The organism is Chitinophaga rhizophila (assembly GCF_019492185.1).
In the GTDB taxonomy this organism is placed as follows: Bacteria; Bacteroidota; Bacteroidia; order Chitinophagales; family Chitinophagaceae; genus Chitinophaga; species Chitinophaga rhizophila.
Genome location: NZ_JAICCF010000003.1, coordinates 680,198 through 706,095, shown reverse-complemented (window position 1 = coordinate 706,095; position 25,898 = coordinate 680,198). Strand labels below are relative to the sequence as shown.

Below are 25,898 nucleotides of genomic sequence, written 5' to 3'. Positions count from 1 at the left end.
ATTCCACAGTAAATGTTAATTCGTTCCAATCATTTTCAGGCAAACTGGTTTAGGTACTTTGATCTCCTGACCAGTTGGTTTCAGTAGTCCTGTCAGTTTATTCCTTTTGAACACTACTACATTATCTGTGTTCTGATTAGCCACTAATAAATAGTTGCCTTCGGGGTCTATCATAAAGTTGCGCGGTGATTTTCCACCTGAAGGTTGTTCTCCTTTTTTCTCTAGTCTACCTGTTTTACGATCAATGCTGTAGATAGCAATATTATTCAACTTGTCCCTATTGGAGGCATATAAAAATTTACCATCCGGGGAAATGTGAATATCAGCGCCTGAGATCGGACCCTTATATTTTGCAGATAATGTAGTTATCGTCTGAAATGGAACAAGGCGTCCTCTGACATAGTTGAAAGCGGTTACCTTACCGTCCAGTTCATGAATAACATATGCCCACTTACCATTCGGGTGAAAAGTAATATGCCGAGGGCCTGCTCCAGGCGCTAAGGCGGCGTGGCCAGTATCTGCAGGAACAAGCGGTAATACATCACCTTGTTTATAATTGTAGATAACCACCTGGTCTATTCCCAGGTCAGAGACATACAAGTTTTTCTTATCGGGCCCAAATACCACACAATGTACATGTGGTTTCTCTTGTCGCTCTTTATTTGGACCGGTGCCAGTATGCTCAATTGTTTGTACAGGGGCTTCTACCTTACCATCTTTTTTTATTGGTAAAACTGATAAACTGCCTCCACCATAGTTACCAACAATAACATACTTTCCTTCTTCATCAGTTGAGATGTAGCAAGGTGCTGCTCCTCCTGATGGTTGTTTATTGAGAAAAGTGAGATTGCCTGTTGTTGTATCCCATTCAAAGGCACTAACACCTCCTTCATCATTCTCGTTTACAGCATATACATGCTGATGATCAGGAGCAATTACCAGGTAAGATGGATTATTCACATCTTTAGCCGTGCTTACGTAACGTAAGGTACCTGTAGTTGTGTTAAATGCATATACATTGATACCTTCCTCTGCATTTTTGGTGTAAGTTCCCACCAATAAAAATTTCTCTTTTGTCGTATCTGTTTGTGCTGATAACATAGTCGTAATTGATAAAGCGGTGCAAGTAAGTAAGGTATTTAACATATACTGTGCCTTTTGTGTAAAAACAAGTTACTAAATAAGCAATTAAGTATAAAACGCGTTTTAAGTACTTATTTAGGCGAATACCTGTAGTTTGGACCAATACCTATGCCTATCAATAGATCGTTGAAATTTAAGCCTCTAATAAAGTCAATGGTAAATAAGCGTTGAAAATAATAATTGATTGAAAATCAATTGCTTATTAGAAATGATGAAAAAGCCCAGTCCGAAGACACGGTCCGGGAGCTATTTACTTCTAATTTAACCTTAACTTTTATCGTGAGATGAATTTTGATTCATCAAAATATTATAATGGCACATGCGCTGTCATTAATATAACAGTCAACATGATGTTCCGTATTAGTATTAGTTAGATAAAGTTTCCAGGAAATCGGGTGGTGAATAAATTCATAGATGCACTAATTAAATGTATCAGTGGAATGAACAAATTTCTGCCTGCTTCTTTAGAAATTTCTTTTGGATGAAATCAGTTCCGGTTGAGTCATAGGTTCAATCTTTATCACATCTGTTAATCAGGGTCAAGGATATTCCGGTCGTTAACGAATATAGACAAAAAAAATACATGCCCGTAATAAGCATGTATTTTTATTTTTATCCAATGTAGTAGTTACTATCTTCCCATGTATACCATCAGGATCTGTACATCACTTGGATTAACGCCACTAATTCTACTGGCTTGTCCGAGGGTACGGGGACGGATCTTATTAAATTTCTGTCTGGCTTCTGCACTTAAAGAAACCAGTTTAGTATAGTCGAATCCATCCGGAATTAGCAAGTCCTCCATCTGGCTCATTCTTTTTACAAGATCATTCTCCTTTTCTATGTATACTTCGTACTTGATTTGTATTTCTGCCTGTTCAAGTACTTCATCTGCAAATTCAGCTAGTGCCTTTCCTATTTTATTTACGCCATTCTTCATTGAGAATATATCCATCGTTGGACGTAACAATATCTGGTAAGCACGCATACGTTGAGGTAAAGGCGAAGTATTTTTCTCAGCCAGCAGATGATTAATCTCCTCAGGATCGATTGGTAATTCTTTGAGGATAGTCTTAATCTTTTCTACACCTTCCTTCTTAACAATCACCTTATCTAATCTGGTTTGTCTAGCTAGTCCCATCTCAAAGCTCTTTTCTGTCAAACGCAGATCTGCATTATCCTGCCGCAACAATGTTCTAAATTCTGCTCTTGAAGTGAACATTCTATAGGGCTCATCTGTGCCTTTGTTAATTAGGTCATCGATCAATACTCCAATATATGCCTCGCTCCTTTTCAAAACAAATGGTGCCTGACCTGTTGCTTTCAGGTGTGCATTAATACCTGCCATAAGACCCTGACAGGCAGCTTCCTCATAACCTGTAGTTCCATTAATTTGTCCTGCGAAGAATAGATTCTGAATATGTTTGGTTTCCAGAGAAAATTGCAGCTGTGTTGGTGGGAAGTAATCATATTCAATAGCGTATCCTGGACGGAACATTTTTACGTTCTCAAATCCAGGTACTAATTGTAACGCCTTATATTGTACATCTTCTGGCAGAGAAGTAGAAAATCCGTTTACATAGATTTCAACAGTATTCCAACCTTCCGGTTCTACGAACAATTGATGTCTGTCTCTTTCTGCAAAACGGTTTATCTTATCTTCTATACTGGGGCAATATCTTGGACCGACGCCTTGTATCCTACCCTGGAACATGGGTGATCTATCAAAGCCTGTCTTCAGCATGTTGTGTACTTTATCACTTGTGTAAGTGATATGACAACTTCTTTGCTGCTCTGGTTTTATTTTTTCGACATCCATGTAAGAGAAACCAGTGATCACATCATCACCTGGTTGTTCTTCCATTTTAGAATAATCAAGACTCCTGGCATCTATTCTGGGTGGCGTACCTGTCTTTAATCTATCACTTTCAAAGCCAAGAGATACCAATTGTTCAGTAATACCAGTTGCTGCTTTCTCCGCTACGCGACCACCACCAAACTGTTTGTCCCCTATATGCATTACACCATTTAAGAATGTACCATTGGTTAGAACAACAGATTTAGCTTTTATCTCGTGACCAAGTCCGGTAACTACTCCATAACAATGTCCGTCTTTTACTAAAAGGCCTTTTACCATATCTTGGTAGAAGTCCACATTTGGAGTAAATTCTAAAGCTTCTCTCCACTTAGTAGCAAACAACATTCTATCGTTCTGTGTACGTGGACTCCACATAGCAGGTCCCTTAGAACGGTTTAGCATCCGGAATTGGATCATCGACTGATCTGTTACGATTCCAGAATATCCACCGAGTGCATCAATCTCTCTCACTATTTGCCCTTTAGCAATACCACCCATAGCTGGGTTACAACTCATTTGGGCGATAGTCTGCATGTTCATAGTAATCAAAAGAACCTTTGATCCCATGTTTGCAGCAGCTGCCGCCGCCTCGCAACCGGCATGTCCGGCGCCTACTACAATTACATCGTATGATGGAAACATAATTTTATTTAAATAGAAATGCAAAGGTACATAGAAGGTAGGACATGTGATGTTCCACGTGGAACATGCAAGGTCACTTCTAAAAATGTATACAAAGTGAAGCAGTAAATGCAAATGCCTGGGCTTAGTTACTATAAGGTGAGATAGAGGATTGGTTTCCCAACTGAGCTAAAGACATATAGACTGCATAAAAATATTCACCCTCAAGATTGATAATGTCAAAATGAAGGATAGAAGTCTTGTTTTTATATCTTGCTTATAATATGGAGTATGATCAAGATCCCTAAATAAATAATCACTTCCGTAGATATCCGGATTTCTTACGACTGTTGATAAGCTCCTTCTAACAGATGCGTTCAGCTATCTTAATAGACCAGCAAGTAGATACTCAATAACACATGATCAATCAGGAGTTGCCCATACGAACTACTAATGTTTCGATGTTCCCAACTAAAGGCTCGATATTGTTGGACCTGTCATGAGCCGCAATAAAAAACTGACAAGCGACTTAAATAAATGAAGTACCAACTACATGACGTAGGATATCCAAAGTTGATCCAGGGATAGTACTGCTTTCTTATGGTTCCACAAATTACATTACTAAATTCAACCAGGACGTATTTTAGACTCGTTATTCTGAATATTACCAAGCCGATTTCTTTTCTCGAGAGTAGTAAGTTGTGATTGGGAATCTTAACGGTAGCCCCTACCATAGTTATTAACATAACCAAGCAAAGCATTTTCCCAAACTTGGTAGCATTACCTTAAACTCAAGACATATCAATAGGAAAGGTGTTAAAGCTCTCAAACCGCAATTAAGTGTCTCATTAGCCCCAGCAATAACGCTAATACTACATATCGCCTTTAGACATAGTTGTGCATTAAGATATATTTGCTTTGCAGAAGCTTACTTGAGATAGTCGCCCCATATCATACTACGGTGAGGTATGAATGTATGGTAGGTTTCATTTTGGGAATATCCCTAAAGTAACAGAAGGTAACAATTATAGCAAGTTCGACTTTGTAAGGGATAATATCGCTTAGCATTGATAACAGAAATATTAAGCGCCTGTAAAGAATATATTAATACTACACCTTGCCACCTATCTTATTAAACTAGATATCCTCTCCTGACATAGGTTTGAAATTGCAGATAGTTTATGTAATCAATCATAGTAACTATCGCAACGTCCAATTGATTACTTAAAGCAATCATTGTATCGGATACGTTGATAATTATAATGATACGGATAAGATATAATGAAACCGATCAGATATTTTGAAGAGCAATTTTTTGTTCGAGCTCAGTTCATCCAATTGTCTATCTACAAATAAGAGGGAATCCGTTAATAGTATAATTAACTCGCTGCTAAAGTGAGATATATTATTGGAGCAGGGCTAACTATGATACCAATTGTTCATATCATAGTGTCGATCAAGTGAAATTCACGCTTATCTATGTATGTAGTGTCTCGAATTCACTTTGACTCAAGGACATTAGTACTGGCACATTCAGGATATACCAATATTCTGTCCAGGAACTTTAAAGTGTTCGTACAGGAAAGTATCTTAACGTTATAGGTTGATAGCGTTACTTAGTAAGAACACTGTCCCTCATAGTTTGCTTCAATCAATAGAACCGTTGTAGATAATTGAATGTGTAGCTAAATGATGGCATTGAAATTTAATCGTTAGATAGCTTCCTGTTAGAGCATTGAATCATAGCGAGAGATACTACTTAACTATTCAGCTCGAATACCTTTGACTTTACACGAAAGCTGGGAACATCCTGCTTTCTATGCCAATCTTCTAATCAAACAGGCTTCGACGCTACATGCAGAGTAGATACTCTGTTACTTTTATGAACGATGCACTATGATTTGAGTCAAAACTTCTGTGAATAATCCTCTTACATTTCAATACTTAATTAGTCATTATAACCCTGGAACATCAACTGTTGTCAAATATGCATTCGTTAATTAGATTGTCATAGATCAGATAGCCGCGCTATGAGGTTGGCTATGTACTGCTTAATATTCACGAGAGACTGGTATAACACTAGCATTACAACTATGCAATAACGAGGCGTCTTGTTCCTTTTAGTGAGTAATGAATCTCAGATGTACAATACTTTAGGGGGGCAATGAGGTGTGTTCTGGAATTGCCTTACTTATGCGTTCTGGCATCTGATATAACTATAGCCCTAAACACAAAAACCAGACTTATGAGTCTGGTTCTTCTATCATGTTCCACGTGGAACATAACCTATATTTTTATATCAAAGTACATTTCAATCGCCTCATTTTCCTTGGCCCTCATCTTAGCAGATTGTTCTTTTGACTTATCCTTATATCCACATAAATGCAAAGCCCCATGAAAAATTACCCGATGTAATTCCTGCTCCTCTGTTACCTGGAATTTCTTTGCGTTTTCTTCAACCCGATCTATGCTGATGTATATTTCACCTTCAATAACTTCAGGATCTTCTCCTAGTTCAAACGTAACAATATCAGTTAAGGTATCATGCCGAAGAAACTCCTGATTAATTTGTAAAAGATATTCGTCGCTACAAAATACATAATGAAGATTCTTCAGTCCCTGCCCTTCTCTGGCAAATAATTCTCTTATAAATGTTTTCAGCTTATTTCTGTTTTTTAATTTCAGCTTTACCTCATGTGCAGTAAAATTGATAGCCATACCTGATACAAAATTTTGTAAGTGATTCAGAATGTAAAAATATGGTGAAATTTCTGATTACTTCTCTCCTGTCTTTGTTGGATTGATTGTGAGCCAGTACCTTTGCCGCAATCACTTAGTAAGCGGTACAATTATCACCTGCTAAGATTAAACAACACTTCAGGCATTAAAGATTAAATTATAACGGATGAAAAAAGGAGTGATTAAATTGTCTTCCCTTGCTATAGGAAAAAGTGCGATTATCACATCTTTCGAGAAAGATGATCTGCACCTTAAATTAATGGAAATGGGATGTGTACCTGGTGAAACTGTAAAAGTCGAAAAGATCGCCCCGCTTGGAGATCCAATCTCAATTATGGTGGCTGGCTATAATCTCTCCCTCCGTAAGACAGAAGCCGATTACATCTGGGTAGAAGAACTGGTCTAATCATAAATATAAATGGCCAATTGTAATACCTACAATTGGCCATCTGTATTTTAATACCGGCCTCTTTACTGATCAATTCCTGGAACAATCACACTATTCTAAAACTACGCCCCTACTAAATAAATAAATCTGCCATCCTTCTTTAAATTTCTGCCCCTATATCTGATATAATTCCAACCAATTTATGAAATGCACTCAGCACAAATGTAGGCATCATATCACCAGTAACAGTTGACTGAATTTACACATTTGCCACTCCTTTCAAGGCAGGTAATCCTGAACTATAACTTGATTAAAACCAGAGTTATCACCAAAAAATACATTCTGATATTCAAATAATATGAAAAGCTGAAACTTATTATTATAAGCCCTGATTGAATTGTTAATTATTCGAAACTTTTAATCGTGAAACGTAGAAAAAAAAGAGTTTTCCACATCCTATAGATATTTAAGCTGAAATCTGCCTATGTGGAATGGATCAATTTAACGAATTTACCCCTCACTTCAGGCAATTGTGTGAATAGCTGCATGCACCATCAATAAAATGATCAAGTTATCAACAAAAAGCGGCAATAATTTTTACTTTTTCAATTTTACACAGGAAATATTTATAAAAAATAAAAAAATTAGCTTTTTGATAGGCAATTTGTGAATAAGTTCTCGTTCTTAACAGGGTTCATTGATCCCCTTACCCAAAGCTTCCCGCTTTATACACAAAATCAAAAAATTCAGAAAAATTTTAGCCCATTTAACGAAGAAATTGTGAATAACTCACAAAACACTATTGTAAATATTCTAAAAACAGAAAAAAATTTGCGTTTTCAACATTAGTCAGACTAGTAACACACATTTTACGTCAGAATTGAGAAATATGCTCCTTTAAAAAATAGAAAATTTTAAAAATTCCTCAAAAAACAGATAGTTATCCACAGAAATAGGCTGATATCCCATGTTTGAATGCAAATCAAAATGAATTTTTATGAAGCGCTTCAGGTTTGAATGTCCTTTCTATGATCTGAAACTTAAATTTTCATCGCAGGCCTGAGCCGTTCATTTACGAACCGCTTATACTTATCATATTGTAAAAATGGCTGTGGGATCCTACAGCAAATTTTTGAGATGTAACTGTAAAAGCTCTCTGAATACGTCTACAATAACTTCATCAATCTAAATTCCTTCACATCATCTTCCCGTCATAGCTATAAAGCCTTCAAAATTTAACGCTCCCTGTTTCTCTCCAAAAAATTCTCCTGTGGATACCTACACTGCTCAAATCCAATTCGATTCTCAGCCGCTTCGTGATGCCCTCCAGCTTTCATTGAGGCCCATTATCCTCCATTCTTCAAAAATTCATTAAAACTATAAGCCCTTCATTTTTGAAACGCCTATAGTTTGTGCCAAAATAAAACACCTGTGGTCACCCACAGGTATTTTACTATTTCGCAACTATCAGCTATTCATGAATGCCCTGAGAATTGGATGACGCCTACAGCTCTCCGCATGCAAAATTTCATTTTAACCATAAGCCGCTCAGATTTTAAACGCCCATATTTTACCTGAAGGCTGATTTTATGTAGGTACCCACAGGAAAATTATTTTCAATTCAACCACAACGCACTCAAAATAAAGCGCTCAGGATTCAATCAGTTATGTACAAGTGCAGATTCATAATTTCATCGCAGCTATAAGGCTTTCAAAAATGAAGGCGCTATATTTTTAACGAAAAGCAACTTTCTGTAGGTACCCACACGATATCCACATCCATCGAAACCTCAAAGCCTTAAAAATAAAGCCCTTAGATTTTAATCATTTATACCAATTCACATAATGTGAATTTCGTCGCAGCTATAAGCGCTTCAAAAATGAAACCCCCATATTTTTATTGAAACTAAAAAACTCGTACCACCCTACAGCATTTTAAAGTTCATCACAACCAGGAGCCCTTCGCAAAACGTTGTGAGACTTACCCAAATAGCATCTGTGCCCGGATGAAACGATCCATCCCACGTATAAGGGCTTCCCGAAAGAGTGGCTTTAGAATCAATTAGACAAGAAAATGCTGTACCCCCCTACAGGATTTTTTCAAATATTGAATCTATAAGCGGTTGGAAAAACGAGTGCTTTAGGCTGAAATAGCCCCGGGAAGCCCCTGAAATGACCTGGATCAGCCGTGGGATAAGGCTTTTAAAGACATAAAAAAGGCCCGATTAGCACGCTAATCAGGCCTGTAAAAAATAAATTATGCGAAATTAAAGTTGTAAACTACTGTTTTTCAGATATTTAACTACAATCCGTGCTGTGCACTGATCTCCAACATACGCTCAATTGGCTTTTTTGCTGCAATACGCAATTGCTCGTTCATTGTTATCTCAGGTTCCTCATATTCCATGCACAAATACAACTTTTCCAATGTGTTAAGTTTCATATGTGGACAATCATTACAGGCACATGCATTATTGGGTGGAGCAGGTATAAAAGTTTTAGAAGGATTCTCCATTTGCATCTGGTGTAAAATTCCAGTTTCGGTAACCACGATATATTCCTTCGCTTCATCCTTTTTAGAAAAATTCAACAAAGCCGTAGTCGAACCGATGTAATCTGCAATATCCAAAACCGCCGCTTCACATTCCGGATGCGCTATCACCTTGGCTTTGGGATGACGAATCTTCAGTTTTGTGATCTTTTCCAACGAAAAAATCTCGTGAACCATACATGCACCATTCCAGAGCAACATGTCCCTTCCAGTTTTTTTGGCCAAATAAGCGCCTAAATTCCTGTCGGGGGCAAAAATGATCGGCTGGTCCTTCGGAACGCTCTCGATGATCTTTTCGGCATTAGAAGAGGTACAAATGATATCGCTGAGCGCCTTGATACCTGCCGAACAGTTTATGTAGGATATAACCAGGTGATCGGGGTGCTTTTCCTTAAACTTCCGGAAAAGTTCCGGCGGAGCGCTATCGGCCAGTGAACAACCAGCTTTCAGGTCAGGTAACAGCACTTTCTTCTGCGGACTCAAAATTTTTGCGGTTTCAGCCATAAAGTGAACTCCGGCGAAAACAATGATATCAGCATCAGTTTTTGCTGCCTGCTGACTTAGTCCCAAACTATCCCCGATGTAATCTGCCACATCCTGAATATCTGGCTCCTGGTAATAGTGCGCAAGGACAATCGCATTTTTTTCTTTTTTCAATCTTTCGATTTCCGCAAAAAGATCGAGACGCACATCAACCGGTAAATCCAGGTACCCTTTTTTTTGAAGTTCGCTTTTAGCAATTTCCAGCTCCCTCATCATAATTATATATCTAGTTTATTTTTTAAAAAGAAAAACCCACTACTATTAGGGCTGTGAATATGTGAAAACAAATTTTGACCGTCGTGTACAAATGTAGTTGTTATTCTTTTTTTCACTGCTATCCACAATAAATTAACAGTCGAGATTGGCCATAGTACTAGAAAACCCTAATTTAATCCACATAGGTGGATATCGTTTTCCGTGAATAATTTGTTTGACGGTGCAGTATTAAGAAAATGTTAATAGACGGGTAAAACTATGCCGCGAAATCCACTTTTTTGATCCGGACCAATTTCTTCCGAAATAACAAAATTAGTTTTCAGGTACCCGAAGTGGAGTTTTTCAGAAGATATTGGACAACAATTGCCAGTTTTTTAACAGTCAATGTGGATAAACTACAACTAAAAAGTTATCTCAGGATGAAATTGCTTTTTTAGCTTTACATGAATCTTTTTGCACAATTTTATGTGAATGAAGATTTTGCCTGCCTGTGAAATGTGAATAACCAAACACATGTTTTTAGGGTGGCATATTTCCTGAAATAATGGTCTGTAGCCGTATTAAAAAATCCCTGGGTACTTCAAACAACCTGGTACAAAAATCATGACAAATGTGGATAACCTGTGAATGAACCTTGACTAACTTTTCCGGTTAAAATGCCGCAAACCCTTTACTGTATTGGGTTTCGGCCAATAAAAACCTTTTTGCAGTTACAGTTATTTTATTCTATTTTTGCTTTCCTTAAAAAATTTAGACTATATAATATATGTCAGTTATTCAGAAGATCAGGGATAAATATGCCGTGGTGATCGTAGTTGTGATCTGCCTGGCTATTGTTAGTTTCCTGTTACAGGATGCCTTTTTCGGCAAAAACTCTCTAATTCGCCGTTCTACCACAGTTGGTAAAGTAAATGGCAAGGAGCTCGAATTCTCCGACTATCAGCAGATGATTAAAACTGCTGAAGACAGAATGCGTATGTCTAACGGCGCACTGAATGAGCAAATCACTCAGCAGGCACGTGAATCTGCCTGGAACCAGTTCCTGAGCGACAACATCCTGAGCGCTCAGTACGAAAAACTGGGTCTGGCTGTTACCGAAGAAGAGATCAAAGATCAATTCACCGGTAAAAACCCAAGCCCTGTTATCACTCAACAGTTCACTGATGAGAAAACAGGTCAGTTCGACCGCGCACGTATGCAACAGGTACTCGCTAGCATCAGCCAGGATAAAACCGGTCAGATGCGTGCAGGCCTCCTCCAGCTGGAAGACTACATTGCTCAGTCAAGGATTTCTGAGAAATATCTCTCCCTGATCAAACAGGCAGTTTATTATCCTAAATGGTTAGCTGAAAAGCAAATCCAGGATAACGGACAGACAGCATCTATATCTTATGTATCTGTTCCATATGCCTCTATCGCTGATTCTACCATTAAATTAACAGACAGCGACCTGAATAACTTCATTACAAAACATAAAGAACTGTTCAAAACAGAAGAATCCCGTAAGGTTGATTATATCGCCTTCAACGTTGTACCTTCTGCTGCTGATACTGCCAATGCACTGAAAGTGCTGATGGACGCTAAGCAGGAACTGGATACTATCAGCAATAGCGATATCGCTGGTTTTATCAACCGTAACTCTGACCTGCCTTACTATGATAGCTATGTATCTAAAAGTGCACTGATGGTGCCTCAGAAAGATACACTGGTTACCCTCCCGGTTGGCGCAGTATTCGGTCCTTATTATGATAATAACCTGATCGTTTACGCTAAAATGATCGATCGTAAAACTTTACCGGATAGTGTTAAAGTACGTCATATATTAGTTGCCACTCAAAATCAGCAAGGCGCTGGTCTTCCTGACTCCCTGGCTAAAGTACGTATAGACAGTATCGAAAGAGCTGTAAGAGGCGGTGCTGACTTTAAAGCTCTTGTTGATCAGTATACTGATGACGTAAGAAGCAAACCTACCGGTGGTGAGTACGACGTTACTCCGTCTACAGACTTCCTGAAAGAATTTAAAGACTTCGCCCTGGAAAAAGGTAAAGGTTCTATCGGTGTTGTGAAAACACAGGCTGGTTACCACCTGATCGAAGTACTGGAACAAAAGAATATCGGTACCGCTGTTAAACTGGCTTACCTCGCTAAACCAGTAGCTCCTAGCCGCGAAACAGATAGCAAAGCATATGCTGAAGCAAATGAATTTGCCTCTAAAAACCGTGACCAGAAAACTTTTGAGAAAAATATTCAGGAGCAAGGCTTAAACAAACGTATCGCTGATAACCTCCGCCCTATGGATTTCACAATTCCAGGTATCGGTCAGGCTCGTGAGCTGGTACGTTGGGCATATGATTCCAAGAAAGGTGCTGTAAGTAACGTGTTCACTTTCGACAATACTTATGTTGTAGCTGTGCTGACTGCTGTTCGCGCAGAAGGTACTGCTCCACTGGAAGATGTTAGACCTGCTGTTGAAGCTGAAGTGAGAAAAGAAAAGAAAGCAGCTCAGATCATGGAGAAAATTAAATCTCCAGCTTCTCTGGCTGACGTAGCAAAAGCAACTAACCAACCAGAACAAAAGGCAGAAGGTATTGGCTTCGGTACTCCTTTCGTAGCAAGCCTCGGTTTTGAGCCTCGTGTTGTAGGCGCTGCATTTAACAAAAGCTGGGGTACAGCTAAAGTTTCTGCTCCAATCGAAGGTAACGCAGGTGTATATGTACTGAAAGTTGATGCTTATCAGCCAGGCCCTGGTGGTCAGGATCCGGCAAGTGTTAGCCGTGCTTATGAACAAAGCATGCTCTCTGCCCTCGACGGTCAATTGTTCACAGTCCTGAAAAAACTGAGCAAGATCGAAGACAACCGTAGCAAATTCTTTTAAGGATTCTTCAAATAACTGATCATAACCAAAAGCCCCGGGCATATGCCTGGGGCTTTTGGTTTTTATAAGTCCTATTAGAATGTACCGATCAGATCGCTTCATGTAAGCCGATAAAAAATTGATTTATAACCTCTGTAGATAATTATTTGATTATCAATAGTGTACTTTCTTGAATTGCATCGTATGCCTCACCCCATACTGCATAAGGCCTCGTTATCAACTTTCATAGTCCTCCCTCTACGCGGAATTACCATTATGTAAAAAATTCGCTTTTCTGTGGATAACGCTTCTCCATATTTTATAGTTAGTCCGCTTATTGTCATTGGTCAGTATTCGCTCTATTCTTCAATCCATCCTATCATCATTCCAACACCAAAAGGGCACTTCAATATCCCTTCGATATTGAGGTGCCCTTTTGGTGCCCTTAAGGTGATGAGAAAGATTGAAAGATAATACGGCGGCAAATAAGAAAACAATCGCCGGTCAATGAGAAAAAGTAAAAAGGTGGTGATGCCAGTGGCTGATGATTGTCGCAAACTCTCAGAAATGTAAGGCACAGGTGTCCGGATCATTTCTAACCAGGTTATTATTAATCGGGGGCTAATTGTGTAAATAGTCATGGATTTTAGAAAACGCTTCCTGGTATAAATAGTCTGTCTTATAACGAGATCCATAAGTTGCTGCAAGGGTAGATTTATTGATGTCAACATCTTAATCAGTGAAGTTATGTAGTGATTTTTTTAAGTCTTTTGGTTAGACCCGTAGTTATTCACACCTATTTGACCTACGGCTGACTGCAAATTATATATGTAATTGGCTTTATCATAATGATATACTCTGTTAGAAAGGATGTCTAATTACTGTTATCCCCGGATTGTTCACATGTTATTGACAGGGAAGCGATTGTTACGCAAGTCTACCTGACTAGCACAATCTATCGAAAGTGATCAATATAATTAGCTGCCTACGCGCCAAATTTCAGTAAATTTGTAAAAAGTAATCTTTATGGAAGAGATTGTAAATAAGGTAGCGCAAAGTGGAATCATCACCCTTGACCTCGAAGACTACTACCCAGCAGAGGAAATTGTAGAGTTTGATCTTAAGCAGTATCTCTTTATGGAGATGATCCTAAAAGAGAAGGATTTCCGTGCTGCCTTACAAGGCCTTGATTGGGAACAATACCGTAATAAAAATGTGGGTATCATCTGCAGTGCCGATGCCGTTATACCTTTCTGGGCTTATATGTTGGTAATGACTTATCTGGAACCTGTTGCCAACTTCGCTGCTTTTGGTGACAAAAAACACGTTCACCAGGTGCAGTTTATGAAGCGCCTCGCCAATATTGATGTGAATGAGTACTCAGACAAACGCGTAGTAATCAAAGGTTGCGGAGACAAAGGAGCCGGAGAAGCTGCCTATGTGGAAATAACCCGCCTGCTCAGACCAGTTGTAAAAAGCCTGATGTATGGTGAACCGTGCTCCACAGTTCCTATCTATAAAAAGAAGTGACCTAAAACCACCGCTTCTTCCGGAAAAATAATATCATCCCTATCAGCATCAACAACATGAAGCCCAGGGTGTAGTAGTAACCATTCCTTGTACGCAGCTCCGGCATGTTCTCAAAATTCATCCCGTAAATGCCTGCTATAAAAGTCAGCGGAGCCATCAGTGTGGTGACAACTGCCAGTACCTTCATGATCTCATTCATTTTAAGATTGATCTGGGTATGATAGAGATCCTGTATGTTCAGAATCATATCCCGATAATTCTCAGCGAGATCATTTGCCTGCACGATATGGTCATATACATCTTTGAAATACTTCGTTGTACGCTCTTCCAGCAACTCGCTATCACTTTTCAGAAAGCCATTTACCAGTTCGCGTACCGGCGCAATGGCCCGCTTGAACAGTAATAACTCCTTACGAAGGAAATTAATACGCGCCTGTGCGCGGGTATTCGGCTGATGCTGTACCGCATCTTCCATCAGTTCTATACGCTCACCAAGTTTTTCTATTATCTGATAATAGCTATCCACAATGGTGTCTATCAGTGAATAACAGAGGTAATCTGCTCCTACAGAGCGGATGCGGGAATTGTTAATACGCAGTTTGTCCCTTACATGGTTGAAAACGTCTCGCTCTGCATCATCCTGGAAAGAGATGACAAAATTCTTTCCCAGCACAACACTTACCTGCTCCTGATCTACCGTACAGCTTTCTGCATTAAAATACATCATTGGAAGCAGGCAAAATAAATGTTCCCCGATCTCGTCCATCTTTGCCCGCTGCCCTATACTCATGATGTCATCCTCGAGCAGGATATGTACACCAAGTTCGCCACAAATTCTGTGAACGGTTTGCCGGTTAATCCCATCTACATTGATCCAAACAACATTCTCACTATTGATATGTTTAAATATGGCCTCCACTTCGCCCCCATTGAGAGACACTTCCTCAAAATGGGTAGTGCTGTAGTTGAAAATGGTGATTTTTTCACAAGGAGCAGGTTTCCGGGTCAGCGGACCGGTGGCAGGATTATAATTCATTAGACGCTGTTTCTTAACCTTGAACGGGTTCAGCGTTTCTAATACATCCTGTATAGGCAATATGCGGTTCGATCTCGACATTTATGGACTGATTTATGCTGCGCTATTTTAAAGTTAACTTAAAATAGGCGTAACGCTTATTTAACAACTTGTCTATATCTTGTGATATAGAATTACCTGCAACTGTTCACATAATAATGATTATACGGGATAACTGCTTCACTTGTTAGCCCCTCCACCGGTATGCATTACTATTATGTTGACATCAGTTTTGTATAGATAAAAATAAAATGCTTTTAACTAACTGGTGAAATAAATAGGTCTATGCGTGTTCTAATTTTTGTCGTAGCCACTTTACTGTTAATTATCTGTGCATTTAGCATCTATGAGCACAGGCAACAACCAGCAGCTCCCTCGCAACATGTCTTATCCTGGTATGTGCCTGGTATTCAGAAGCTGAAAGGCAAAGTTGACAAGCTTTGTACCGCTCTTGCTACTCACCAGTCACAGAAGGAAGTGCACGATGCATTCTGCCAATCCAGGCTTGCCTATAAAGAGGTAGAGGTACTTGCTGAATATTTTCACCCGTATACGGTACAACTGATCAACGGGAATGGTCATGATACAGCTGCTTATGCTGAGGGAAAAGCGTTTCAGCGACTGGAATCTTTGTTATATCCTTCATTGCACGTCGCAGATACCCAGATGGCATATGTAGAAGCACGGAAGCTGGCTACTGCTGTAAATACATTGTGTCATGAAAACAATTGTCCTGCTCCTACTGATGCCCAATTGTTTGATGCAATGAGACTGGAGCTGGTTAGAATTATATCACTGGGTATCAGTGGATTTGATTGTCCTGAGAACAGTCAGAGTCTGAAAGAAGCTTCAGCTGCGCTGAAGGGTGTTAAGAATGTCTGGGATCTGTATGCAGATCGTGTGAATATTTATAACCCTGATCTTGTAAGATATACGGAAGAATTGATCAGCGCCGCTGCGCAACGACTTGATACGGGTAATCAGGAGTATTTTGACAAACAACAATTTGTCACTGATTATATGAATCGTTTATCTGTTAATCTCAAACTATCCAGAGAAGCTTTATCGATTCCTTATAATAATGACTCTTATGTTTTAGACCCTGCGGCTTCCAATATTTTCGCAAAGAATGCTGTGCATCCATTGTATTTTTCTACAGATGCAATGAACGATTCATCAGGTAGTAATGATCCGACGTACGAGATAAACGGGCAACAGTTCCGGGCAAGTTATATGTACAATTTACTGCAGCAGAATGGGGCATTGAATGCCGTAGCTGCGGATAATTAAAAAAAGTTAACTGCCGGTAAAGGACTCACCGGCAGTAGATTGGCTATTTAAGACTAGGATATGGAAGACGATGTAAAATAATATTGTGGTTGTTACAAACAGGCCGCAGACATATAACTCCGTAAGTGTTTACGAAGCATGATATGCTTTACAGAAAAGGGAATTAATAGAGATTGGACAAATAACAAATACTCAGCTTTCTCTCACATTACTTTCATTTCACAAAACCAATTACAGCAAAATTCTGATCTGATCTTAATATGCATTCTCAGATGCGTTATGGCAAATCTCTTGTTCTCATTGAGATAGCAAAACTGATTGCCGTGCAAGTAACAGTAGCCATTGAATAATTCCAAAAAAAATAGTGCAGTTACCCAATAAATGTGAGTTAAATGAGTATTGTTAACATTACTCTGAGTAAATAAATGCACAGCCGAACTGTTGAGCATCATTTATATATGAGTATAGGTCACAGATCTACAGGCCTTTCCCCTTTAGGAACCGTTTTTGTGTAAACAGATAGTAGTCCGAACTGATTTACCAACACCCATAAAACAGATGATTATGGAAAACAAACTCAGTAATAAGAAAGTGGCCATTCTGGTGGCCGATGGTTTTGAAGAAAGTGAATTTACGCAGCCAATGGAAGCTTTGCAGGAAGCAGGTGCACAGGTAGAAGTGATTTCATTGCATGATGGCGAAGTAAAGGCTTGGGCAGAGAAAGACTGGGGTAAAGCATATCCTGTGGATAAAACAGTGAGCGATGCCAATGCCAAAGATTATGATGCACTTGTGCTACCAGGCGGTGTAATGAACCCAGATCACCTCCGTGAAAATCAGGAGGCAGTGAACTTTGTATCCGGCTTTTTTGATGATAGTAAACCGATTGCCGCCATTTGTCATGGTCCGTGGACGTTGATAGAAACAGGTGAGCTGAAAGGCAGAACGGTTACATCTTACCCTTCGTTGAAAACAGATCTGACCAATGCAGGCGCTAACTGGGTTGATCAGGAAGTAGTGGTGGATAATGGATTGGTTACCAGCCGTAATCCGAATGACCTGCCGGCATTCTGTAGAAAGATGGTTGAGGAGATAGGCGAAGGAGTACACGCCTGATCTTAAGGTTTCCAATATAAAAAAGGCGATACAGTATTACTGTATCGCCTTTTCTTATTTAGATGAGAATCAGATTATTTCTTTTTCTTCTTGTATTTAATTTCTACCGGCGCAACGCCCATGGTGACCATACCCAGCTTACGTGCAGCTTTTTTAGATAGGTCAATAACCCTGCCTTCTGCAAAGGGACCCCGGTCATTAATACGCACTTTCACTGATCGGCCATTGGAAACATTCACAACGGTAACTTTGGTACCAAAAGGGAGTGTGCGATGAGCCGCTGTCATTTGTCGTTGTCTGAATACTTCTCCGCTGGCAGTTTTACGACCTTCAAACTTATCTGCATAATAAGATGCTTTTCCTGTTTCTGTAACTTTCCTGCTGCAGGCGGTAAAACACATGATAGTACCGAGCAGGAAAATGGCATTACGTATATATTTCATTGTTATCATAGGCAATTTTAATAAAATGGGCGGGAGTATCCCGCCCAAGGTAGAAAAATCAGAAAGGATATCCAATTGCAATATTTAGAATCAGGTTTTCTTTACGCCAGTCGGGATCACCAAACTTGATGTCTTTTACGACCCATCTCTCATCAGATGGTAGCCATGGTTTACGCAACGGGAAGGCCAGATCGAGTCGTACGACAATAATAGAAGCATCTACACGTAGACCCACACCAGCATCTACGGCTATCTGGTTACCAAAAGAACTGGCGCTGAACTTACTGCCGGGTTTAGTAGGAACATTCTGCTTCAGCCAGATGTTACCAGCATCTACAAACACAGCGGCATTAAAGATGCCAGTCAGCTTGGCGCGTAACTCTGAGTTAAACTCCAGCCTGATATCCCCTGCCTCGTTAGCAAGGTATTGACTGGCGGTATCTTTATAGGAACCAGGTCCCAGGGTTCTGGCTCGGAACCCGCGGAGACTACTACTACCACCTATAAAGTATTGTTTTACAAATGGTAATGTCGTAGAGTTGCCATAAGGGATACCAAAACCGGCATACAGTCTGTTTACCCAGGTCAGCTTTCTGTTCAGTTTCCAGTAATGTCTCAGATCAGCGGTAAGCCGGACATATTGAGCGAAAGGAGCACCGATAATGGTTCTGCCACTATCTTTCTTTGGTACTACCAGTCCTGCCAGATTACCAGAGTAATCCAGGTCTCCGTTCAGATAGAAACTGTGTATTCTATTGTCCGACTGATTGTTGTAAGTCACACTGTAATTTCCACCCAGTATAAATTGCTTTTCTATTGCCGCTCGCTGACTAGGATCGTTAAATAATATGCTATCATAGCCAGGAGTTGTACTGGTAGGCAATACGTATGTAATTGCTATAGGAGACCACCTGTGTTCCAGATATTGAGTTTGTCTCCAGATATACTGGAATTGGAATGAGTATGCATTCAGGTTATACAACTGACTACGGCTGAACAATTCATAACTCAGGCTGATACGGGTGCGTGGCACATAAGGTGTGCGTACATTGAAATTGAATAATGGTTGCCAGAAGCGGGGGATAGTAACCGCAGCTTCTGCTTTTACATTATATGAATTACCACCGATCAGGGTTGTGTTATTAGCAGTTTTTCGTCCACCTACCTGCCATTCCATACCACCGGAGAGAATGATTTCCAACAAATTGGCTGCATGTAGCCAGTTACGGTTCTTGGAGGTAATTCTGATCTCTGAACCTACGAAGTTGTTTGATTTTGATGTGCCTCTAAGTTCGGCTGATAAACTTCTTCGAGGATAAGGGGTCAGGAAGAAACTGGCATTCAACCTGGAACTATCACCTCTTACAGTACGGAACTGCCCCTTAACGAACTTAAAGGTACCCATATCTGTAAGACGTCTTAATGTAATATTGTGATTACTAAGCCTGTAAAGACTATCGGGTTTTAAGAAGACAGACCTGTCAAAGACGCTTGGTCTGAATTTCTCAGTTGAATCGACGATCCTGATATGATTGTATTGTACCGGTTTGCCCCGACGGCTGGCAGAATCGTTGTCCAGTGAATAATTAGGGTATAAAGTAATATTCTTCATCCTGTAGGGGTGGCGTGCAGCCGCAGGTGTTTCATCTTTAACTTTCAGATAAAGATCTACCATTCCCCCATTGGTACTATCAACTTCTACCAGCAAATGGTCTGGAGTAAAGTAATAATAGCCCTGTTCCTTTAATATATTATGCACACGATTACGTTCTGCCACCACGCTATCCAGGCGGTAGGGACGCCTTAATTTCAGAGAGCTTCCCTCCTTGGCGGCAGCTACAGCTTTACCCAGATCGCTGCTATCAGTTTCATAGGTAACGCTTTTGATGCGGTAACGGGTATTAGGCGTTACATTATAGTTGATGGACGCCTTTTTCTTACCACTGTTTTTAATTTCAGAAGTAACGGTTGCCTGAAAGAAGCCGTTGTCTACCAGATATTGCTCCAGCACATTGGCGGTATAATCCGGTTTAGCACTGCTGAGCAACACAGGTGGTTCCCCCCACTTATTTCTAAGCAGATGATTCAGTCCTTTTCCTTTAGGTTCTTTACCCAGATTATATAGCCAGAGCCTGAATGGCATACCGGCAAACTTTCTGTTAGGTTTTGGCCTGGTCTGACTGCTCATTTCTGCCGAAAGCGTGCTATAGTCACGGGGCTTTCTTCCTTCCCATTTGACGTCGGCGCCTGTGTACAGGCGGTCATTGTCGGGAACTGTTTTGGTGGTACTGCATGCGCTGATGCACAGGACAAACAACGCTGCACTAACAGTGGATGATATATACCTGTATCCTTTGGTCATCTTATTTTTTAGTCACGGTTTTCTTATTGCGGAGTTTTTCAGATTTCTGCTGGCTTTTAGCCCTTTGGAATATTTCCCTAAACTCATCATAATCCATAATCAGTGCAAAGGCAACGCCTGTTTCGATAATCTGGCCTTCGATTACTGTGCTGTTATCGTTGCGTTGATATACCCTTACACGATATCTGCCGTCTTTTGTTAGTTTATATTCTATGGAAATATCGCCTACGAGTGAAGATGGATTTGCGCGATTCTCACCTTCCAACATGACATTTGAGCCTACGGACACTGACAGTCTTTCATTGAACAGTTTTTTAGAAGCACCAACTTTAAGATTAGTCGTTTCCCGGGCAGCGCCTGTTGAATAGTCTTCTCTTGACTCAACATCAAAGTTCAGATCTACACCCTTAATGAGGTTTCCAGCCAGGTTATTTAACTGTTGTGAAAGGATCTTGCTCACACTCTGGCGGGCCATATTGCTCACACCAAAGTCTCCGCTACCACCGCCATCGCCTGCCAAAGGATCTTCAGGAATGAACTGGTTAAGTACCAGCAAGCCCATTACCTGCTTATTTAACTCTGACGGTATCTGATTGATCTGTTTCAGGCGGTTATACACACTTCCGTTAAAGGCATTTTGTTCAGCTTCCGGCATATCCAGTTCAAAGGATATTTCCGGTTTCAGCATCTGTCCTTTGATACGCAGATATACATAGAAGGGCAGTTTCTGGCGATACCTGTTCCTATCAGTTTCAGACATATTGGGGTTGGACAACTGGTCTTGTACCAGGTCAGCTGCTGTTGCATTAACTGTATAGCGGGCAGTAATATCCAGGTCTGCGTCCATAGCATCACCGCTGAAAGTAATTGTACTACCTTTCTCAATGCTGAAAGAGCGTTTGATGAGCTGGTTCAGCGACATTTCATACTTACCTTCAGATATTTCGTAGCGGCCGGTCAGGCTCATTTTGCTACTGGCATCCAGGGTTGCGTTCACATTTGCAGTACCCTGCGCTTCCACAAAATCACCATTCACAGGGTCAATAATAATCCTAATAATAGATTCCGGAGTGATTTCAGCATTACCGGAAAGGTTGATGCCTTTCAGGCGTGGATTCTGAAAACGCAGGCTATCTGCCACCTTGATCATTGAGGAGTCTATAGGATTAGACTTATCCACAAATACCATCACCCCTTCCCTGTTTGCCACACCTGGTTCTTCAGATGGAAGGGTAATTGTTACTTTGGATTTATCTCTCAGTTTAACATTGGCATCTACTCTTGGCAGGTCCATGTTGCCTCTTACCGAGATACGGGTGTCAATGAATGCAGGACCATAATATAACTGGTCAGGATTCTGTTGCTCACCCAGCACCATGAAATTGTCAGAGTTAACAGTGAGGTTGAAGTTGTAATTAGTGAAGTCACGGGTATTTACACGTCCATTCACAACCATCTCATTACCGAGACTATCTGCGATAACAAACTGGTTGAAGCCAAGGCCTCTTTCGTCCAGAGAGATTGTCTCATCAGGCAGCGTTAATGGCGTACCAACGTAAGTAATTGTACCACCTGCATTGTTAAAGTGAAGGTTACCCAATATTTTAGGGTTAGCGGCAGTACCGGTTATTGTAAACCTACCATCTGCACTACCGTGCATCCGGTCTACATTCCCGAAGGTAAAGGCCTCAATAGAAGCCATGTTCAGGTTATTGATATTGACAGTAGCGTTGATAGTAGAATCGTAGGTACCGTCCACCTTCACATCATTCTGGTTACCGGTCAGGTTAGCGGCCAGCTTATACTGTCCTGGCTGAGGTGTTTCTACATTTGCATCCAGTGTACCAACAGAGGTACCACGGAATACAAGCGAATCTATTTTTACCTGGCTGTTAATCAGCGGAGACTGATCAAGATTACGTGCCAGTGCTTCTGCATTCAAGGTACCGTTCGCTAGTAATGTATCTGCAGAAAGCAGTGCTGTGATTGTTGATAATTTAAAGTCTTTTATAGTAGCTTTCAGCGGAGGCAATTTACCTTTGGTACTATCTCTCAGTGTCTGTATTTCAATAGATTGATCCTGGTAAGACAATTTCATCTGAGCAGTATCCGGACCACCATCAATGATATGGATATGGTTACCTTCATTCACTTTCCATTGCTGTTTGTTAAGTAACAGGTCTGTCTTCAGCGCAAGATCCATTGCGTTAGCTGGCAGGAATGTCACATAGCCACCAAGTTTGTATTTAGGATTTCGCTTGATATCGTCCAGCAGCAGGTCCCATTCTACCTTTCCTGCTTCTGCGCCTGCCTTTATCTGTGTATGGTTCAATGGTGCGACTGGATGATATAGTTTGGCTATATCCACCATCGCTTCCAGCGAGGTATCTTGTATCTGGGCGGTGATATTCACGCTATCTACTCTGATAGAGTCGTAGGTCAGTTTAAGCAGGGATGCGTTTAAGGCAACCAGGCTACTGTCTGAGTTTAGACGGCCGGTAATAATCAATGGTTGTTCCATACGCAGGTAAGGAAGCATATTTTTCAGGCTGCGTGGCCAGGATATAGCGGCATTCCATTGAAGTATCTGTCCAGCAGGAAGCTTTACCAGTTTGGCACTGTCATATGGTTGTAACGGCTTGTTAATCAACTGGCCAAAAGCACCACCAACTTTGGTATAATCTATTTGTCCGTTGGCATTGATATAGCCAAACGGCCCTGTCAGTGATAGATATTGCTGGTCCTGATAGCTGGCAGTAAGCGCCACAGTATCAATTGGGAACACCTGTCCGTTTGTGGCTACCTGCCATCCGTCGAGGAAGGCCTTACCTTCCAGCCTCTTCGGATCAAGACTGGCGAAGTCTGCGGCAAGGTTACCTTTCAGCATCATTGGCTGACTATACCAATTGGTTGTATACAGATCGGCTTTATCCATTTTCAGATTAGCCTGTAAAGAACTGATACTGGTATCATTGAGTACAGCGTTCACATCAAAAGCCATAGTTACACTGGTATCTGTGCTTTCGCCTTCTGCGTGTAACTGTTGTTTGTCAATATCACCATTCACTTTTACACCACGGTAAGTATATCCGTTGTAGGTGGCAGCATCAAGGTATACAGCAGCCCTGGCGATCATGCCTGGGAAGGTATATCCCTGGCCGGCAGCTGATGCCCTTCCGCTTATCCAACCCATAGAGGTATCGTACATCAGTACACCAGGGTGTACTTTGAAGGATGACAGATTCACATCGTAGCGGGCACGGATACTGTCTGTAATATTAACCAGGTGTGCAGCGAGCTTGGCGTTGGCAGAACTGCTTGTTAGTTGAAGCTGTGTTTTAAGATCCTGCATGCCGCCTAGCAAGTTGCCGGTAATAACAAGATGTTCAGGGAGGCGTGGTGTATCCGGCATAGTACCCGGAGGTAACCAGGAGCGTAATGGTTTGTTACCGGATTCAATATAAATATCCGGTAAGTTAGCAGCAACTTTCTCCGGATCGGCAGCATGAGCAATTTCACCATTTGTGCGTATGCGGTTGCCTTTGTTGTCTGCTACACGCAGTGTTTCAATGATCAGTTTACCAAGACTACCCTTTAGGACAGTCGTGATATCTATTTCTTTGTCCCACAATGGTTTCATTGAAGGATTCTTGCGGGAATCTGGTACAAACGGTAACCACTCTCCCAGAGAGATATGAGAAGAGTCGATGTTGGCTTTTAACTGCAGCAAGTCGAGATTGTCTGCCATGGTAGCCCATGAAGGAACCGTTACAGCTATCTCTTTGCGTAGTACAGTTTTATTGGTTTGCAGCAAAAGGTTCTGCAGAGCCAGAGACTGTGGGGTGAACAATACGTCAAAACGGCCCTGTTTCACCGCAAAGCCTGATTTTTCTCTTACTTCCAGTTTCTTCAACACAGCCTTTATAGTGTCTGGCTGATAGATAATATTAGAAACTGCGGTGTTGAAGTTATAGAGGAAGAGGTGATTATAGTCAGGGTCGCTGCCAGCACCTCTTGGAGCCGGAGCAGTGTTATTGTCAAATTTGAAGTCTACATGCTCCATCTCCGCCTTGGTAGCCAGTACCTTCCAGGTATTGGGGGCTGTACTATCAGTTGGAAGTGGCGCGGAGGTATCTTTTGCTGCGGATAATGTAAATACCCCTGCGGTGTTACCAAGCTGTAAACCATCCAGTTGTACCAGCGTAGAATCCATGTCTATGCTTGAATTTAACAACTGCAGATTACCAATCCTCCACACTGTAGAGAGACCGCTAGCCTCGTCTGCATAAAGGAATGAACTGTTTTTGATCTGAAGTTTTTTAAGCAGCAGGTGGAACGGTGTTCCTGCGGTATCAGCAGGCACGGGCGGCGGCGGTGCTGCTGTTACTGCCTTCGGACGATAAGCCTGGGTATACAGCCCTTTAAGTCCGTTCACCTCAATACCTCTGAAGGCGTACAAGCCTTCGTCCAGCAGCAAATCATCCGGGTCTATATGTAAGGATTGCAGATATAATACAGCATTCATCCCTCCTTCTGCATCAGCAAAGCGCAGGCGCAGTTTACTGAGGTTGACATCCTTAATATTAAATTGTAAGGTAGTACCTGTCTCTGCAGATAATGTATCAGGGATCGTATCTTTTGATACAAATGCGTCCTGAATAAACTGGTAGTTAAATGTGCTGTCGCCCTGATTACGGTATACGTTAACAAGTACAGAATCCCAATCGAGACCGTTCACCTGTAACTCATTGTTGAGAAATGCCAACAAGTTGTAGCGTACTTTAAGGGATTCGGAATATAGCAAGGCTTTTGAGGAGGTGTCTGCAACATATACATCGCGGAGCTCCAGATACTGCCAGCCACGCATACGTAAATAGCCGATCTTGACCTGGGTATGGAGTTTCTTTTTCAGGTATTGTTCCCCCTGCCGGCGTATAAAGTCCTGCACAGGATGCAATTGTAAAAGCAATACCGCCATAACAGGGAGTATCAATAGGACGACAAGCGCCCACAATAACCATCGCCACCAGGGACGACCATGATGTTTTTCTTCGTTTGTAGATTGATCTGTCACTATGAAAAAGGTTACTTACAGTAAATTACTGAAATAAAACGCTTTAGGGCACTTCTGTTGTACGGTGTTAAACAAACAAATACTATACCTGCTGA

13 protein-coding genes are annotated in these 25,898 nt (G+C 40.9%); 5 read left to right on the top strand and 8 right to left on the bottom strand.

Annotation, left to right across the window (positions count from 1 at the left end; genetic code table 11):
* Positions 1–15: 15 nt before the first annotated feature.
* The 3 genes from K1Y79_RS17375 to ybeY form a co-directional block, all read right to left on the bottom strand.
* A complete protein-coding gene (locus tag K1Y79_RS17375) occupies positions 16–1,101 on the bottom strand; it encodes a lactonase family protein (protein WP_236059685.1) in 1,086 nt (361 codons plus the stop codon).
* 673 nt (positions 1,102–1,774) lie between these two features.
* Positions 1,775–3,643 (bottom strand): tRNA uridine-5-carboxymethylaminomethyl(34) synthesis enzyme MnmG, encoded by a 1,869-nt coding sequence (mnmG, locus tag K1Y79_RS17370; protein WP_220251433.1) that lies wholly within the window; start codon positions 3,641–3,643, stop codon positions 1,775–1,777.
* A gap of 2,265 nt (positions 3,644–5,908) precedes the next feature.
* A complete protein-coding gene (ybeY, locus tag K1Y79_RS17365) occupies positions 5,909–6,340 on the bottom strand; it encodes an rRNA maturation RNase YbeY (RefSeq protein WP_220251432.1) in 432 nt (143 codons plus the stop codon).
* A 187-nt stretch (positions 6,341–6,527) separates the two neighbouring features.
* Here ybeY and K1Y79_RS17360 point away from each other — a divergent pair, with 187 nt between their 5' ends.
* Complete coding sequence (locus K1Y79_RS17360) at positions 6,528–6,767, top strand: FeoA family protein (protein ID WP_220251431.1); 240 nt, start codon at positions 6,528–6,530, stop codon at positions 6,765–6,767.
* 2,284 nt (positions 6,768–9,051) lie between these two features.
* Here the strand turns inward: K1Y79_RS17360 and nadA are convergent.
* Positions 9,052–10,059 (bottom strand): quinolinate synthase NadA, encoded by a 1,008-nt coding sequence (nadA, locus tag K1Y79_RS17355; protein WP_236059684.1) that lies wholly within the window; start codon positions 10,057–10,059, stop codon positions 9,052–9,054.
* Between the two features lie 766 nt (positions 10,060–10,825).
* On the opposite strand from nadA, the gene K1Y79_RS17350 reads away from it, so the two are divergent.
* Positions 10,826–12,934 carry a peptidylprolyl isomerase gene (locus K1Y79_RS17350; protein ID WP_220251430.1) on the top strand — a complete coding sequence of 703 codons (2,109 nt, stop codon included), beginning with the start codon at positions 10,826–10,828 and terminating at the stop codon, positions 12,932–12,934.
* A 1,005-nt stretch (positions 12,935–13,939) separates the two neighbouring features.
* The gene (locus tag K1Y79_RS17345) at positions 13,940–14,443 is read left to right on the top strand and encodes a DUF2480 family protein (protein WP_220251429.1); all 504 of its coding nucleotides are present in this window, start codon (positions 13,940–13,942) and stop codon (positions 14,441–14,443) included.
* Between the two features lies 1 nt (position 14,444).
* Here the strand turns inward: K1Y79_RS17345 and corA are convergent, their stop codons facing one another.
* The gene (corA, locus tag K1Y79_RS17340) at positions 14,445–15,560 is read right to left on the bottom strand and encodes a magnesium/cobalt transporter CorA (RefSeq protein ID WP_220251428.1); all 1,116 of its coding nucleotides are present in this window, start codon (positions 15,558–15,560) and stop codon (positions 14,445–14,447) included.
* 243 nt (positions 15,561–15,803) lie between these two features.
* On the opposite strand from corA, the gene K1Y79_RS17335 reads away from it, so the two are divergent.
* Positions 15,804–16,808, top strand: a complete 1,005-nt coding sequence (locus tag K1Y79_RS17335; protein ID WP_220251427.1) for a hypothetical protein — start codon at positions 15,804–15,806, stop codon at positions 16,806–16,808.
* A 564-nt stretch (positions 16,809–17,372) separates the two neighbouring features.
* A complete protein-coding gene (locus K1Y79_RS17330; protein ID WP_220251426.1) occupies positions 17,373–17,924 on the top strand; it encodes a type 1 glutamine amidotransferase domain-containing protein in 552 nt (183 codons plus the stop codon).
* Between the two features lie 74 nt (positions 17,925–17,998).
* On the opposite strand, the gene K1Y79_RS17325 is transcribed toward K1Y79_RS17330, so the two are convergent.
* Genes K1Y79_RS17325 through K1Y79_RS29420 form a run of 3 tightly spaced genes read right to left on the bottom strand, consistent with a single transcriptional unit; the run spans position 17,999 to position 25,803 of the window.
* Complete coding sequence (locus K1Y79_RS17325) at positions 17,999–18,367, bottom strand: septal ring lytic transglycosylase RlpA family protein (protein ID WP_236059682.1); 369 nt, start codon at positions 18,365–18,367, stop codon at positions 17,999–18,001.
* 58 nt (positions 18,368–18,425) lie between these two features.
* Positions 18,426–20,729: a translocation and assembly module lipoprotein TamL gene (gene tamL, locus K1Y79_RS17320; protein ID WP_220251424.1), complete on the bottom strand. Its 2,304-nt coding sequence runs from the start codon at positions 20,727–20,729 to the stop codon at positions 18,426–18,428.
* Position 20,730: 1 nt separating this feature from the next.
* Positions 20,731–25,803 carry a translocation/assembly module TamB domain-containing protein gene (locus K1Y79_RS29420; RefSeq protein WP_220251423.1) on the bottom strand — a complete coding sequence of 1,691 codons (5,073 nt, stop codon included), beginning with the start codon at positions 25,801–25,803 and terminating at the stop codon, positions 20,731–20,733.
* Positions 25,804–25,898 lie beyond the last annotated feature (95 nt).

Bases quoted from the DNA above. Each gene is read 5' to 3' on its own strand.
- K1Y79_RS17375 (WP_236059685.1), bottom strand. From the start codon at position 1,101: ATGTTATCAGCACAAACAGATACGACAAAAGAGAAATTTTTATTGGTG.
- mnmG (WP_220251433.1), bottom strand. From the start codon at position 3,643: ATGTTTCCATCATACGATGTAATTGTAGTAGGCGCCGGACATGCCGGT.
- ybeY (WP_220251432.1), bottom strand. From the start codon at position 6,340: ATGGCTATCAATTTTACTGCACATGAGGTAAAGCTGAAATTAAAAAAC.
- K1Y79_RS17360 (WP_220251431.1), top strand. From the start codon at position 6,528: ATGAAAAAAGGAGTGATTAAATTGTCTTCCCTTGCTATAGGAAAAAGT.
- nadA (WP_236059684.1), bottom strand. From the start codon at position 10,059: ATGATGAGGGAGCTGGAAATTGCTAAAAGCGAACTTCAAAAAAAAGGG.
- K1Y79_RS17350 (WP_220251430.1), top strand. From the start codon at position 10,826: ATGTCAGTTATTCAGAAGATCAGGGATAAATATGCCGTGGTGATCGTA.
- K1Y79_RS17345 (WP_220251429.1), top strand. From the start codon at position 13,940: ATGGAAGAGATTGTAAATAAGGTAGCGCAAAGTGGAATCATCACCCTT.
- corA (WP_220251428.1), bottom strand. From the start codon at position 15,560: ATGTCGAGATCGAACCGCATATTGCCTATACAGGATGTATTAGAAACG.
- K1Y79_RS17335 (WP_220251427.1), top strand. From the start codon at position 15,804: ATGCGTGTTCTAATTTTTGTCGTAGCCACTTTACTGTTAATTATCTGT.
- K1Y79_RS17330 (WP_220251426.1), top strand. From the start codon at position 17,373: ATGGAAAACAAACTCAGTAATAAGAAAGTGGCCATTCTGGTGGCCGAT.
- K1Y79_RS17325 (WP_236059682.1), bottom strand. From the start codon at position 18,367: ATGAAATATATACGTAATGCCATTTTCCTGCTCGGTACTATCATGTGT.
- tamL (WP_220251424.1), bottom strand. From the start codon at position 20,729: ATGACCAAAGGATACAGGTATATATCATCCACTGTTAGTGCAGCGTTG.